Genomic DNA, 13,832 nt, shown 5'->3' on the forward strand with positions numbered 1-13,832 from the left:
CGAAAACGCAGAAAGCGCCGGCATTGCTGCCGGCGCCCTTTCATGTTCCAGACGAGCGCCGAAGCGAACGCCGTTACAGCGGACGGCCGATGCCCGAGCAGGTGCTCGGATTGTTCACCGCACCGGCGTTGGTGGCGGTGGCGAAGCGGGCGCGGACGGCATCACGCCAGGCCTTGGTCAGCGGGATGAACTTGTGCGCGCGGATGGCGGCGTCGTTCGGGCCCTGCTCGACACCGTTGACCACGGTGCTGCCGTAGTGGCGGGTCAGGAAGCCGCGCACGTTGGCGCCGACGGTGGCGTTCTTGTAGCACTGGCCGAACACGAAGTTCGTGTAACCCGCGATCGGATAGCCCGCGCTCGGATTGCCGAACACCGGCACCCAGTTGGCGGGGTTCTCGGCAGCAGCGCCGGTCGGCGGCGCCGCCGTTTCCAGGGTCGCCTGCACGCTCACTTCGTCCGGCGAGAAGCCCTTGACCTTGGCGACCTTGGTGGCATCGGTCAGGCTCGGGATCACGTCCGGACCGACATAGCCGATGCGGCCGTCGGCAGCGTAGACCGCGTTGTACAGCGCGGTACCGCCGGTGGCCGGGGCGGCGATGAAGTTCGACGGCACGGTGGTGAACAGGTTGGCGAAGGTCGACTGCACCGAGAACGCCGGCACGCCGTTGGTCAGCTTCAGGGTGGTGCCGGAGACGTCGGCCGGCTGGCACGCGGCGGTCAGGAAACGGGCCAGCAGTTCGCTGGTGCCGCTGCTTTCGCCACGGTAGACCACCTGGATGGTGCCGCTGCGGGCGCTGTCGATGCTCGACCAGTTGGTGATCTTGCCCGAGAAGATGCCGCAGATCTGGGTGACCGACAGGTCGATCGCCGAACCGGCCTTGTTGAACGGAACGGTGACCGAGGTGGCGACCGACGGGATCTGCACCAGCGCGCCATAGCGGTTGGTGTCGCCGGACACGTTGTAGGTGCTGTTGTAGGTGCTCAGCTCGGTGCTGCTCAGCACCGAATCGCTACCGGCGAAGTGCACGGTGCCGGTGGTGGAGAACAGCGAGGCATTGTTTTCCAGGAAGGCCTTCTTGCCCGTGCCCGAACCGGTCACGGCGTAGCTGAAGTTGGCCGGCAGGATGCTGTCGGCCGCGCCCTTGTAGAGGTCGGCCGGCAGCGACGCGCCGCCGCCGGTCACGGCGGTCTGGGCCGAGGCGGCGCCAGCAGTGGCGAGCAGCGCGGTGGCAACCAGCGCGGCCAGAGTCTTGTACTTGTTCATGATCTTCTCCTGAAGGGTTTACTGCGAAGGGAAACACCGAGGGAGGAACGGTCACTACACGCCTGCTGCCGCCGAGGGCCTCCCAGCCCGCTCTGCGGCGACGTGGCCATGCTGGTCCGCGCCGATGACAAGCCGCTTAAGAAACCTGTGGAAGATCAGGAAAAGGTGTGGAGGATTGTGTGGAGAATCGGCCCATTGCCACATTCCAACGACGCCGCCCGATCGACTGGATGGAATCGACTGGATGGAATCGACTGGATGGAATCGACCTGATGGGATCGACTGGGTAGAGTCGACTGTTAGTCGACTGCTTTTCACACGCAGAAACGGTCTGAATGCACTCGCGCTCCGCGCTGGTCGACTGACAGTCGACTCTACCCGTGATGCGCGTTGCGCATCACTGCACCAACTGGTTCATTTCCATGATCGGCATCAGCACGGCCAGCACGATCGTCAGCACCACGCCGCCCATCACCAGGATCATGGTGGGTTCCAGCAACGCGGTCAGCGCCATCGCACGGCGCTCGATCTCGCGCGAGATCGTCTGCGCAGCGCGATCCAGTAGCGGCGCCAGCGAACCGGTCTTCTCGCCACTGGCCACCAGATGCACCAGGATCGGCGGATACACCTTCTGTACCTTCAACGCAGCACCCAGCGCAGCGCCTTCGCGTACGCGCGCGGACACGTCATCGGCACAACGCGCCAGCAACGCATTGCCCAGTGTCTGCCGGGCCGCTTCCAACGCGCGCAGCAGCGGCACGCCGGCATCCAGCAGGATGGCCAGCGTCGAGGCAAAGCGCGCACTGTTCACACCCAGCACGAAACGCCCGACCATCGGCAGCCGCAGCAGCATCGCGTCCCAGCGCAGGCGCAATTCGGGCCGGCGCAACGCCAGCCGCCAGGCCACCACCAGCGCAGCGATGCCCAGCCCCACCCACACGCCCCAGCTGCGCACGAAGGCGCTGGCAGCCAGCATCACCTGGGTCAGCATCGGCAGCGTCTGCCGCGCCTGCACGAACGCGGTCACCACCTGCGGTACCACGTAGCTGAGCAGGAAGATCACGATCGCCACCGAGACCAGGCTGATCGCCGCTGGATAGATGAAGGCGGTCAGTACCTTGGCCTGCAATGCATTGCGTTCTTCAATGTAGTCGGCCAGGCGCTCCATCACCCGCGCCAGGTCGCCGGAGTCCTCGCCAGCGCCGACCAGCGCCCGATAGATCGGCGGAAAATCGCGCGGCCGCGCGGCCAGTGCCACGGTCAGGCGCTGGCCGGCCCGTACATCTGCACGGACGGCGGTGAGCGCCTGCGCGACATGCGGGCGCTCGGCCTGCTCGATCACTGCACTCAGTGCCCCTTCCAGCGGCAGGCTGGCGGCCAGCAGGCTGGCCAGCTGGCGCGTGGCCCAGGCCAGCTCGCTGGCAGACAGCCGGCGAGCGCCCCAGCCACCACCGGCAGTGCGCGCCGCGCGGACCTGTACCGGCGTCAACCCGCGTCCACGCAGCAGCTGGCGAGCACCGCGCGGGCTGTCGGCATCCAACTGGCCCTTCTCGATGCGGCCCTGCGCGTTGGCAGCCTGGTAGTCGAACAGTGCCATGCAGGCCTCAATCGTCGCCGGTGACGCGCAGGATCTCTTCCAGCGTGGTCACCCCGCCGTCGACCCAGCGTTGGCCGTCCTGCCGCAGCGTACGCATGCCCGCACGCCGTGCGGCCTCGCGCAGCGCGGGCTCGCCCTGTCCTTCATGGATCAATGCGCGCACCCGGTCGTCCACCACGAACAGCTCGTGGATGCCGGTGCGCCCACGGTAGCCGCTGTTGGCGCAGGCCGCGCAGCCCACCGCGCGCCATACGGTGCGGCCCTCGCCATCCAGCTCGGCGCGCCGGCACTGCGTGCACAGCCGCCGCACCAACCGCTGCGCCAGCACGCCGCGCAGCGACGAGGCCAGCAGGAACGGCTCCACGCCCATGTCGGCCAGGCGGGTCACCGCCGAAATGGCATCGTTGGTGTGCAGCGAGGCCAGCACGCCATGGCCTGTCAATGACGACTGCACGGCGATCTGCGCGGTTTCCAGATCGCGGATCTCGCCGATCATGATGGTGTCCGGATCCTGGCGCAGGATCGCGCGCAGCGCGGTGCCGAAGCTCATGCCGATGCGCGTGTTGACCTGGATCTGGCCGATGCCGACGAAGTCGTACTCCACCGGGTCTTCCACCGTCAGGATATTGCTGGTGCTGCTGTCGAGCTGGCCCAGCGCAGCATACAGCGAGGTGGTCTTGCCGCTGCCGGTCGGCCCGGTGACCAGAACGATGCCATGTGGCTGCCGGATCAATCCGGTGAACGTGGCCAGGGTGTCATCGGCCATGCCCAGGCGCTGCAGCTGCAGGCGGCCGGCATCCTTTTCCAGCAATCGCAGCACGGCGCGTTCGCCATGCCCGGTTGGCACCGTTGAAACGCGGATATCCAGCGGCCGCCCGCCCACGCGGATCGCAATACGCCCGTCCTGCGGCAGGCGTTTCTCGGCGATGTCCAGGTGCGCCATGATCTTGATGCGTGATACCAACGCCGCATGCAGGGCGCGCCGCGGCTGCACCATGTCGCGCAGCGTGCCGTCCACCCGGTAGCGCACCACTGAATGGGTCTCGAACGGCTCGATATGCAGGTCGCTGGCGCCATCGCGTGCAGCCTGTGCCAGCAGCGCGTTGATCATGCGGATCACCGGCGCATCGTCCTGTGCATCCAGCAGATCGGTGACCTCCGGCATGTCCTGCATCAGCCGGTCCAGATCGACCTCGCTTTCGGCGGCACCCACCACGGCAGCGGCATCGCCGCCGTCACGGTACTGCTCGCCCAGCCGCTGTTGCCAGGCGGTGGCCTCCAGCATCTGGAACGGCAGCGGTCCATGCCGGCGGCGCAGTTCGGCTACGGCCCAAGGTGCGGTGTCGGCGGTGCCAAGCAGCACCGGCTCGCCGCCCGCCTCGGACAGCATCACCCCATGACTGCGCACCCAGGCGTACGGCAGCGGCGCGGCGGCGCTCACGGCCCGATCACCAGTTCCGGCGTGTAGCCGAGCCCGCGCAGCTGCTGCAGTGCCGGGTCCAGCGTCGCCGGATCGCGCGGCAATCGCACGCGCAGGCGCTGGCCGTCCTCGCCCGGAGTCGCTTCAGCGTAGGCCTGCAGGCCCAGTGCCCGCACCTGCGCCACGCCCTGGCTGGCACGCGCCGGGTCCAGCCCCTGCGCGAACTGCACCAGCTGCGCATCGCCGTCGCCGGACGGATACAACGCCGCCAGGCTGGTGTTCTGCAACGGCTGGCCCCGGCCATCGCGCGCATTGCCCTGTCCAAGCACGGACAGGTCCTGCGGCGGCAGCTGCGGCGCCGACAGCGCCGGCAACGCCCAGCTCTGCACCGGCTGCGCACTGGCCTGCGCATTGCGCATGTAGTCGTAGCGGTCGCGGGTCAGGCGCTGGCCGGCGGCGGGGTCGCGCACCACGTGCGGGCGCAGGAACACCATCAGGTTGGTCTTGCTGCGCTTGCGCGTATCACTGCGGAACAGTGCGCCCAGCACCGGAAGCTTGCCCAGGCCCGGCACCGCGTCGCGGCCGTGGCTGACATTGTCCTCCAGCAGCCCCCCCAGGACCATGATCTGGCCATCGTCCAGCAGCACGCTGGTATCCAGTGCACGCTTGTTGGTGATGATGCCGGCGGGGCTGTTGGCACTCTGCGCGTCGATGCTGCTGACTTCCTGGTAGATGTCCAGCTTCACCGTGCCGCCCTCGGAGATCTGCGGCCGTACCCGCAGCTTCAGGCCCACGTCCTCGCGCACGATGGTCTGGAACGGGTTGTTGCTGCCGCCGCCACCGTCGGTCACGTAGCGGCCGCTGACGAACGGCACGGTCTGGCCAACCATGATGCTGGCCGCTTCGTTGTCCAGCGTCATCAGGTTCGGCGTGGACAGGATGTTGGCCCCGCCCTTGCTCTGCAGCGCGTTGGCCAACGCTTTTATGTTGAGGATCTGGCCGACACCGGGCAGGTTGAGGGTACCGTCGATCACGCCGATCTTCAGGCCATCCCTGGGCAGCACGTCCAGCGTGGTGCGCGCGGTGCTGCTCAGCCCGCTGCCGCCGCTGGCGCCACCGAAGTGCGTGCCACCGAAGGTACGGCCATTGCCCAGCATCCATTGCACGCCCAGCTCGGCCGCATCGGTCTGGTTGACCTCCACGATCAGGCTTTCCACCAGCACCTGCGCACGGCGCTGGTCCAGCTGGTCGATCACCCGCCGCAGATTGCGGTACACCGGTTCCGGCGCAGAGATCAGCAGCGTGTTGGTGGCCACGTCCGCCTGTACCGAGATGCCGTTCTGGCTGAAGCCGGTGCTTCCCGCATCGATCGGGTCGCGCCGGCTCGGGTCCAGCCGCTGCGATTCCAGCGCATTGCCTCCGGTCTTGGCCTGCTGCGGTTGCGACGGCTGCGTGGGCGTGGAACGGTTGGCCTCACCCGGCAGCGGCGTGATGCCTTCCGTGCTGCCCATTGCCGGTGCATCGCTCTGCCCGGCCACCACGCCACGCAGCACACCGGCCAGCTGGTTGGCCTGGGCGTTGCGCAGGTAGACCACATGCAGATTGCCGGACTCATCCTGGGCCCGGTCCAGCTTCTCCACCAGCTGTCGCGCCAGGCGGGTGCGACCGGGGCTGCTGGAACGCAGCAGCACGCTGTTGCTGCGCGGGTCGGCCATCACCACCACCTTCTGGCTGGGCTCGGCGCCCTGTGCATCCAGCAGCGGCGCGACCATCGCCGCGACATCAACGGCAATGCCCTGTTGCAGCTTCACCACGTCGGTGTCCATGCCGGCCGGTGTATCGACGCTGGCGATCACCTGCGCGATGCGCTCCAGGTTGTCGGCGTAATCGGTAATCACCAGGGTGTTGTTGCCCGGATTGGCGGTGATCGGATTGTCCGGGCTGATCATCGGCCGCAGCACCGCCACCAGCGCAGCCGCGTTCTCGTAGCGCAGCGCGAAGGTGCGGGTGGTCACCTCACCGCCGGCACCGCCCGTGCCGACACGTCCTCCCAGCAGCTTGGCATCGGCCTGCGGCACCACCCGGCTGACGCCGCCGTTCTCGACCACCGCGAAGCCCCGCATGCGCAGCGCGCCCAGCAGCAACTGGTAGGCCTGGGTACGGCTAACCGGGCCATCGGACACCACCGTCATCTTGCCGGACACCCGCGGATCGACCAGGAACTGGCGGCCGGTGAAGCGTGCCGCCATGCGCAGCACGCCACCGATATCCGTGTCCACCAGGTTCAACTGCACCGGCTCATCTTGGCTGTCCCGTGCCTGCACCGGTGCCGGCGCGTGCGCCATGCCCACGATCAGGGCCAATGCGGTAGTGCAGGCAAGGCTGCGCATCGCCCTCATGGATGGGCACCCGCAGTGGCCACCATCACGATGTGTCCGGAAATCGGTGCGGCCGGCATGTTCGCATCCCCCGTGCGTGTCAATTGCAGTTGCTGCAGCTCGATGGCCGGGTCGGCCAGCAGCGGCAGCAGCCAGTTCCATAGCGCATCGGCGGGCACCGCCTGCACCTGCAGGTGCCAGCGCCCGTCGCGCGCTTCGATATGCAGGCCGTCGGCCAGGCCGGCGGTCCTGATTGCATCGCGCAGCCCGGCCAGTGTCGGGTGCTGGCGCTGGGCCTGCTGCTGGCGCTCACGGGCGCGCAGCAGCGGCGCCAGTGCGCGGGACTGCGCCTGCAGCCGCGGCAGTTCAGCCTGCCAGTGTGTGCGCTGCTTCAGCAGGGGCTCCAGCCACAACGACCACAGGCCCGCCACCAGCAGCGCCACCACCATCACCCACAGCATCCGCCGGTCGCGCGGTGGCAGGCGCTGCCAGCGCTGCTGCAGGCGCGCCCATCCCTCACCCCGGCGCAGCGTTCGGGTTGTCACTGCCCCGCTCCGCTCACCCGCAGGCGTCCATCGGCTTCGCGCGCCAGCTGCAGGCCCTGCGCCTGCACCGCATGCTGCCAGTGCTCAAGCCGCTGTGGATCGTCGGCCAATGCCCGGGCATCGGCATCCAGCTCCATCTTCAGCTGCCCCGGCTGGTAGTGCAGGCTGCGCACCTGCCCGGCCAGCTCCGGAACGGCCTGCAGCGTGCCAGCCACCTGGCGCTGCAGCGGTGGCAATGGCGGCGCCGGCGGTGGCAGCGCAAGTACGCGCCTTGCCTGCACCACCGGGTCCACCACCGTGGTGATCTCCGGAAAGCGTGCGCTGAACTGCCGTGCCATGTCCTGCTGCAGCGCTTCACCCTCGCTTCGCCAACGCGCGACCTGCAACTGCAACCCCAGCGCGGCCAGCAGTACGGCTGCCAATGCCAGCCCGATGGCCAGTCGCGGCGACTGGCGGCTCGCGCCGGGCAGCGGCAATGACCACCCCGGCAAGGGCCCGCAGGCCTGCTGCGCAGGCGCGACCGCGCTGGCCGGCAGGTTGTCCGGCCACGCCGGCGGCACGCTGCCGATCCATTGCACGGCCTGCACCCCCGCCTGTTGCAGGCGCCCGGCCAGCGCCTGCATCACTGCACACGCGTCACGCCCGCCATGCCATTGGACGAAACCCCGATCGCGCCCGTTGCGCACCAGCAGGTGCGCGCCGCTGACCTGCAGCGTGGCCTGGCCGGGCTGCCAGGGCAGCAGCAGGGGCGTTGGATACAGTGCCTGCAGCTGCAGTGCGCACGAAGCCAGCAGCTGTTGAAGTTGCACGATCGGCTGCTGACCGAGCCAGGCCACCGCAACCGTGCCATCCGCTGCCTGCGCACCGTGGGCCAGCGTGACCTCCTGCAGGTCATCCAGCAGCATCGCCTCCACCTCACCCTGCAGCGCCGACTGCAGGCGGCGCCCGGACAGCGGCGGCAGCTGCAGTTCCAGCAGGATCAGGTCGTTCGGATCAAGGCAGGCATGCACCGTGGCCTGCGGATGCCGCAGGCCCAGCGCCGCCAGCGTGTCGCTGCCGTGGGCCAGCACCGTGCCCTTGTGCAGCTGCACCCAGTCCACCGTGCTGTCGGCGCGCAGCCCCGCCAGCGCCGGCAGGCGCACCCGAAGCCGCGCGGTCATGCGCCGATCCTCGTCCACACCCGTTGTACACGCGCCCCGTCGTCGCGGTACTCGCGCCAGAGCAGCGCGCGGAAATCCACCGCGCTGCCGTCCGCCTGCACCTGGCCGACGGCCAGGAACCACTCGCTATGGATCCCCAGGGGGAGCACCGCCATCTGTTCGTTGCTCAGTTGCAGCCGGTTGGCGATGTCGCCGCGATTGAGCAGCCAATGGCCAGCGTCGCGCTCGCCGAGCAGCGCCTGCAGTCGTGCCGGTTCCACCGCTGGCGTCACCGCCTGCAGAACACTCAGGTCGCTGGTGTTGGCATTGACCAGGGTCTGCGACGGCAACACCACGGTGCGCCGCGCCAGCGCCTGCAACGCCATCGGATCGGCACCCGGCAGCGCCTGTTCGATCAGTGATTCGCGCGGCAGCGGTGCCTGCGCCTGCATGTCGCCATCGCGCAGGCGCACCTGGATGTGGTCCGCGGCGGACGCGCATGCACCCTGGCCCAGCCCTTGCCCGGCACACAACGCGATGAACGCGCGCCGCGCCTCGGGGTCCGGCCTGCCATGCGCAAGGAGATTGCGCAGGTTGAACATCGACTGCGCGTCGACCAGCTGCAGCTGCACCGGCAACGGCGCCTGCAGCGCCAATGGGCGCGCCCAGCGCCCGCTGCGCACCGTGGTCAGCTGTTCCTTTACATCCTCACGCAGCTGCTGCGCCGCATGCTCCAGCGTGGCGTCGACCGCCATGCGTACCTGTGCGCGCAACTGCTCGGCACGCAGCGCCCGCAGCTGCGCCGTCTGCCGGGTCAGCAGCGCGGTGGCGATCACCGCCACCAGTGCCACCACCAGCAGGGCGACGATCACGGCCATGCCGCGCTGGCGTGTGCACGACGGTGAGTACATCAGCTGTGCCATGGTCGCGCCTCACAGCTGCCAGGAGCCGATGTCCGCGTTTCCGGCTTCACCGCCGGGCTTGCTGTCCGCACCCAGCGAGAACACATCGACGTCACCATGGCTGCCGGGAACCTGGTACTGGTACGGATGGCCCCACGGGTCATTCGGCAACCGGTCCAGGTACGGTGTCACCGGCAGCGCGCCGCTGCCCTGCGGTGGCTTCACCAGCGCCTGCAGGCCCTGTTCGGCACTGGGATACCGGCCGTTGTCCAGCTTGAACAGCTTCAGCGCCTGCATCAACGCCGCAATGTCCTGGCGCGCCGCGACCACCCGTGCCTGGTCCGGCCGGTCCATCAACCGCGGCACGATCAGTGCGGCGAGAATGCCGATGATCACCACCACCACCATGATCTCGATCAGGCTGAAGCCCTGCTGCCGAGCCCTGCGACCACGAACCTGCGTTGCCATTGTTCCGCCCTCGTCATCCTGGAAGAGACCGCTGCACCATGGTCAGCGGTGCATGTGTCAGTACGATAAACATCCACCGCCGATTCGCTGCGCGTGCACCTGCGCGGGCAGAATGCGTGCAGACGGTACACAGGCCGCCTCGAGCAGCTGCGGCGGCATCCTGGCCAGCAGGTCATCCAGGCAATCGCACAGCACTGGATGTGCGCACGCCTGCAGCAGGCGCGCGCACTGCATCGGTGACCACGCCGTTCCGTGGTCGAGGCCGATGAAGGCCCGGTAGGCCTGGTGATAGCGCAGATCGTCGTAGACGCGCTGGGTACTGTTCAGATCGCGCACGACCACCAGCAGGGCCGCACGTTGCAGCAGCCGCGCTTCCCCCGCGTCGAGCGGCAATACATGCATGGCCGCTTCGGGCCACGGCCGTAGCACTGGATCGAGCGCGCTTCGCAGTGCCACCAGCGGATGTGCACTGCTGTCCAGTGCCGCCCAACGCGCTGCGTCCGCCCAGGCATCACTGGAGAGCAGCCAGACCCAGGAGTGGCCGTAACGTTGCACGTTCACCGGTGCATGCCGCGCCTGCTCCAGTGACTGGCTCAGGTGGCGATCCAGCTCCAGCATGCTGATCCTGCGGCTGTCTGCCATCTGCGTCGCCCGTGCTCCGCGACGCATGGTGCGTCGTACTCTGGAGAAGACGTCAGCGAGGCAGGTGAAGCGACAGCGCGATTGCAGCGCTGTGCGCTGCGTGGTGTTTCATCGGCAGCGTCATCGCAGCGTCATCCGCCTGCAGGCTTCGCGCTGCATCCGCGGTGCCTCACCGCCACAACGGCGCGCCAGTACCGCCACGTCGCTGCGCGCAGCGAAGGCAACCAGGGCATCGGTCATGTCCACGTCATCGCACCACGACGCCATCGCACTGCGCACGGCCGGCAGCTGCCAGCCATCCATCACCCCGTCGCCGCCCGCCACGAACCAGTGCCACAGCCGATGGTGCAGCACCTGCTCATGCAGCTGTGCAACGCCGTCGAGGCCATGCATGTCCATCAGCAGCAGTGCGCGTGCCAGCACCGCCGGCGGCAGCGCCCCGGCTTCAGCCAGGGGCAACAGCTGCCGCTGCAGCCGCAGGAGCATCGCCAGCGGATGCGACTGCGGATCGAATTCCAGCAGCACCCTCTGTTGCTGCCACTGCGCATCGGACACCACGCACACCCATGGCGAGCCATAGCGGTGCACCATCAGAGGGCGTCGTTGGGTGGTCTCCAGCAGCGCCGACAGATTGCGACGCAGATCCAGCACACCGATGGTCTCGTTGCGCACCCCAGGCTTCTCCTTGCTTGCAACGGCCCTGCGCGGCGCGCACGGCCCGCGTCTTCATCTATCCAAGGACGGCGATGCCACCGGGAAAGCGACGCAGATCCAGCGACAGGGTCAGGCGCAGCTGCTCCAGCGCCGCGTCCGGATCATCGATGCGGAAGCGTCCGCTCACCGGCGCGCGCGCCAACGCCGACTCACCCAGCAGCACCTTGCCGCGGCGATAGCGGTTGATCTCGTCCACCACCTCACGCAGCGGTGCGCGGCGGAACACCAACATGCCCTCGGTCCAGGCACTCACCTCGGCAGCGACGGCCTCGGCCACCACGCCACTGAGGCGCTCGTCGTAGCGGGTCTGCTGCCCCGCCTGCAGTTGCAGGCGGCCCTGCGGGTGCTCGATGCGGGCGCTGCCCTGCAGGCAGGTCACCTGCACCCGGCCGTGGGTGTTGCGCACGTCCAGGCGCACCGCGCCTTCATCAGCAATCACGCAGCCCGGGCCGGCGAACAGTGCCAGGCGCAGGCCGGCCCCGGTTTCGATCGCGGCCTGGCCCTGCACCAGCTCGAAACCCTCGCCCTGCGCGTCCACGCGTCGGCGCAGGCTGCTCTGCGTATCCAGTTCGATCTTCAGCTGCGGCGAAGGCGCGATCTGCAGCCGCTCACCGGTGCCGGTGTGGAAATCGGCCGTCATCGCCGTCACCGGGGGCCACAGCCCCAGCGGCGGGCGGACCGCCGCCACCACCGCCAGGCACGCCGGCGCGGCGACCGCCGCGCCCAGGAAGGCGCGACGGCTCCAGCGTTGGACCGGCGTCGGCGCGAGCGGTTGGCGTGCAGCGGCAGGCAGCTGCTCGCCGGCCAGGCGTACCTGCTCCCATTGCCGGCGCGCACGGCCGAATGCTTCGCGATGACGGGGATCAGCCTCGCACCACGCGCGGAAGCTGCGCCCGTCGGCCGCGGTGGCCTCGCCCGAGGTCAGCCGCACCACCCACGCGTGCGCCTGGCGCTCGACGGCATCCAGCGGGCGTTGCGGGCGATCGTCAGGATCCATGGGGGCTCATGCCGGACCCGCACGCTGCGGGGTTCTGCTCGGCGTCAAAGTGTAGACGGATGCCGCCGTTCAGAACCGCACCTGGCGCCCCTGCCCGCTGCGTTCGGCCAGGTAGTCCTGGGCCGCCTTCAGCTCACGCTGCACCAGCCGCAGCGACACCCCCAGGTGGTCGGCGACGTCGCGCTGCTGCAGGCCGTCGACGCGGATCGCCAGCAGGATGCGGCGGCGACGCTCGGGCATGCGCTGCAGCAGGCCGACCATGTCCTCCAGCGCGAAGTCCAGTTCGGCCGCCTGCGCCGGGCCCGGTGCCGGGTCGGCCATGTCCATCAGTGTTTCCACTTCTTCCAGGCTGAGCAGGCGGTGGTCGGCACGTTGGCGGTCGATCACGGTATTCATCGCCATGCGCAGCAGGTAGGCCGCGGGGTTCTGCACCGCGTCCAGGCGGTCGCGACGCGCGCTCAGGCGCATCCAGGTGTCCTGCAGCGCATCGCCGGCCAGCTCCTCCGAGCCCAGCTTGCGCGCCAGCCGGCGCTTCAGCTCGTCGTAGGCACCCACCAGGTGGTCCATCAGGTCAACTGCCCCAGCCGTACCGTTGCTCATGTTCGAATCCTTGAAGTCATGGAAGGGGCGAGCGACCGCCACAATCGTGGCCGGTGCCGGAAGGACGGATCTGCAGCGTCACCGGTTGGGGCAGGGCCGCGGCCCCGGTCGCCAGCTCCAGGCCCTGCATCGCCTGCAGCAGGCGTGCATCGCGGCGATCACTGCCACTGCCGGACAGCAACGCGGGTTCGCGCACGTGGCCTTCGCGGTCGATGCGGAAGCGCAGCGTGGCGGCGTAGCGGCCGGGCGCGATCTCCGGGTCGTCACAGAACGCCGCACGCAGGCGCTGCTGCAGGCCACCGTAGCGACGCCGACGCTCGGCCTCAGGGAGTTCAGCACCAACTTCGGGGCCGGTCGCCAAGGGCGTGCCCCGGCGCAGCACCACACGCTGCTCGCCGATCACCTCGGCCTCGATACCGGAGTCCTGCAGCAGCACCCGCAGTGCCGGCAGCGGCGGCAGGTTGGCGTGCAGCGGATAGCTGCTGCGCGCGGCGGCAAGGTCGCCCGGGTACATCACCGACCACCCGCTGATGACACTGAAGCGCTCGACCGCCTGTTCCAGCGGCTGCGCCGGGATGTCGTAGGCATGAACAGCGTCCTGCGCCGCAGCGGCAGAGGACAGCAGCAGCCATGCGGCGATCGCCACCTTCCAAGTTCTGACCGCATGGTGTCCATTCAGCCCCCTGACGTAGAACACGTGACCCTCGGCAGCGACAGCAGCTGCAGTGGACGCACGACGCGGCCGGAAACCCGGCCCGCGCGCGACCCGCAAGCGGGCTCAAACCGTACCGGGGCCACATGTCATTGCGATGACCGCCGCCCACGGCCGGGCGTCGCGGCAGGCTCCGTGAAGCCGATCACCCATCAGGAATCAATGACTCGAGCAGACATGATCATCTGCCCTTGGGGTCAGAGCCCGTCGCGAAGCAACGGGATCCGACCCCGTGCCGGCCCAAACGTGTCGACCAAGGTCGACACCCACCAAGAGCAGTTCATGCCGTTCCGGCAGATCGCGGGAAACTGTCGAAGGCGGGGTGGGTCTGGTTGCAGGGGTGTCCGCGGCATGGATGCCGCGGCCAAGCCCCCATGGAAGGGTTTACGGCGTCCCCTGCAACCGGACCCACCCCGCCATCCCACGGAATGCACGCTGTTGCTTCGGCTGTTGC

The 13,832-nt window shown here is 68.9% G+C and carries 13 protein-coding genes; all 13 read right to left on the reverse strand.

The window, feature by feature from the left end:
• Nucleotides 1-73: 73 nt before the first annotated feature.
• Nucleotides 74-1,264 (reverse strand): substrate-binding domain-containing protein, encoded by a 1,191-nt coding sequence (locus AC5P9C_RS07200; RefSeq protein ID WP_057493307.1) that lies wholly within the window; start codon nt 1,262-1,264, stop codon nt 74-76.
• A 397-nt stretch (nt 1,265-1,661) separates the two neighbouring features.
• Nucleotides 1,662-2,861, reverse strand: coding sequence for a type II secretion system inner membrane protein GspF (gene gspF, locus AC5P9C_RS07205; RefSeq protein WP_414605409.1), 1,200 nt, complete (start codon nt 2,859-2,861; stop codon nt 1,662-1,664).
• 7 nt (nt 2,862-2,868) lie between these two features.
• Complete coding sequence (gene gspE, locus AC5P9C_RS07210) at nt 2,869-4,302, reverse strand: type II secretion system ATPase GspE (protein ID WP_343542748.1); 1,434 nt, start codon at nt 4,300-4,302, stop codon at nt 2,869-2,871.
• Entirely contained in the window at nt 4,299-6,680 is a 2,382-nt protein-coding gene (gspD, locus tag AC5P9C_RS07215) for a type II secretion system secretin GspD (protein WP_495205124.1), read from the reverse strand. Before gspD ends, gspE begins: the two co-directional genes overlap by 4 nt.
• Complete coding sequence (locus tag AC5P9C_RS07220; RefSeq protein ID WP_414615014.1) at nt 6,677-7,204, reverse strand: type II secretion system protein M; 528 nt, start codon at nt 7,202-7,204, stop codon at nt 6,677-6,679. Before AC5P9C_RS07220 ends, gspD begins: the two co-directional genes overlap by 4 nt.
• Nucleotides 7,201-8,364 (reverse strand): type II secretion system protein GspL, encoded by a 1,164-nt coding sequence (gspL, locus tag AC5P9C_RS07225; RefSeq protein ID WP_312581418.1) that lies wholly within the window; start codon nt 8,362-8,364, stop codon nt 7,201-7,203. Before gspL ends, AC5P9C_RS07220 begins: the two co-directional genes overlap by 4 nt.
• Nucleotides 8,361-9,221, reverse strand: a complete 861-nt coding sequence (gspK, locus tag AC5P9C_RS07230) for a type II secretion system minor pseudopilin GspK (protein ID WP_150826872.1) — start codon at nt 9,219-9,221, stop codon at nt 8,361-8,363. Before gspK ends, gspL begins: the two co-directional genes overlap by 4 nt.
• Nucleotides 9,222-9,275: 54 nt before the next feature.
• Nucleotides 9,276-9,713, reverse strand: coding sequence for a type II secretion system major pseudopilin GspG (gene gspG / locus AC5P9C_RS07235; protein ID WP_049466480.1), 438 nt, complete (start codon nt 9,711-9,713; stop codon nt 9,276-9,278).
• Nucleotides 9,714-9,770: 57 nt separating this feature from the next.
• Entirely contained in the window at nt 9,771-10,355 is a 585-nt protein-coding gene (locus AC5P9C_RS07240) for a hypothetical protein (RefSeq protein WP_495205125.1), read from the reverse strand.
• A 120-nt stretch (nt 10,356-10,475) separates the two neighbouring features.
• Nucleotides 10,476-11,027 carry a hypothetical protein gene (locus tag AC5P9C_RS07245; RefSeq protein WP_343542314.1) on the reverse strand — a complete coding sequence of 184 codons (552 nt, stop codon included), beginning with the start codon at nt 11,025-11,027 and terminating at the stop codon, nt 10,476-10,478.
• 58 nt (nt 11,028-11,085) lie between these two features.
• Nucleotides 11,086-12,066, reverse strand: a complete 981-nt coding sequence (locus AC5P9C_RS07250) for a FecR family protein (protein ID WP_164688954.1) — start codon at nt 12,064-12,066, stop codon at nt 11,086-11,088.
• 69 nt (nt 12,067-12,135) lie between these two features.
• The gene (locus AC5P9C_RS07255) at nt 12,136-12,666 is read right to left on the reverse strand and encodes an RNA polymerase sigma factor (protein WP_049466488.1); all 531 of its coding nucleotides are present in this window, start codon (nt 12,664-12,666) and stop codon (nt 12,136-12,138) included.
• A 16-nt stretch (nt 12,667-12,682) separates the two neighbouring features.
• Nucleotides 12,683-13,363 carry an STN domain-containing protein gene (locus tag AC5P9C_RS07260; RefSeq protein WP_164082765.1) on the reverse strand — a complete coding sequence of 227 codons (681 nt, stop codon included), beginning with the start codon at nt 13,361-13,363 and terminating at the stop codon, nt 12,683-12,685.
• Nucleotides 13,364-13,832: the final 469 nt, after the last annotated feature.

This window comes from Stenotrophomonas sp. YJH_SMC_10 (assembly GCF_059371555.1).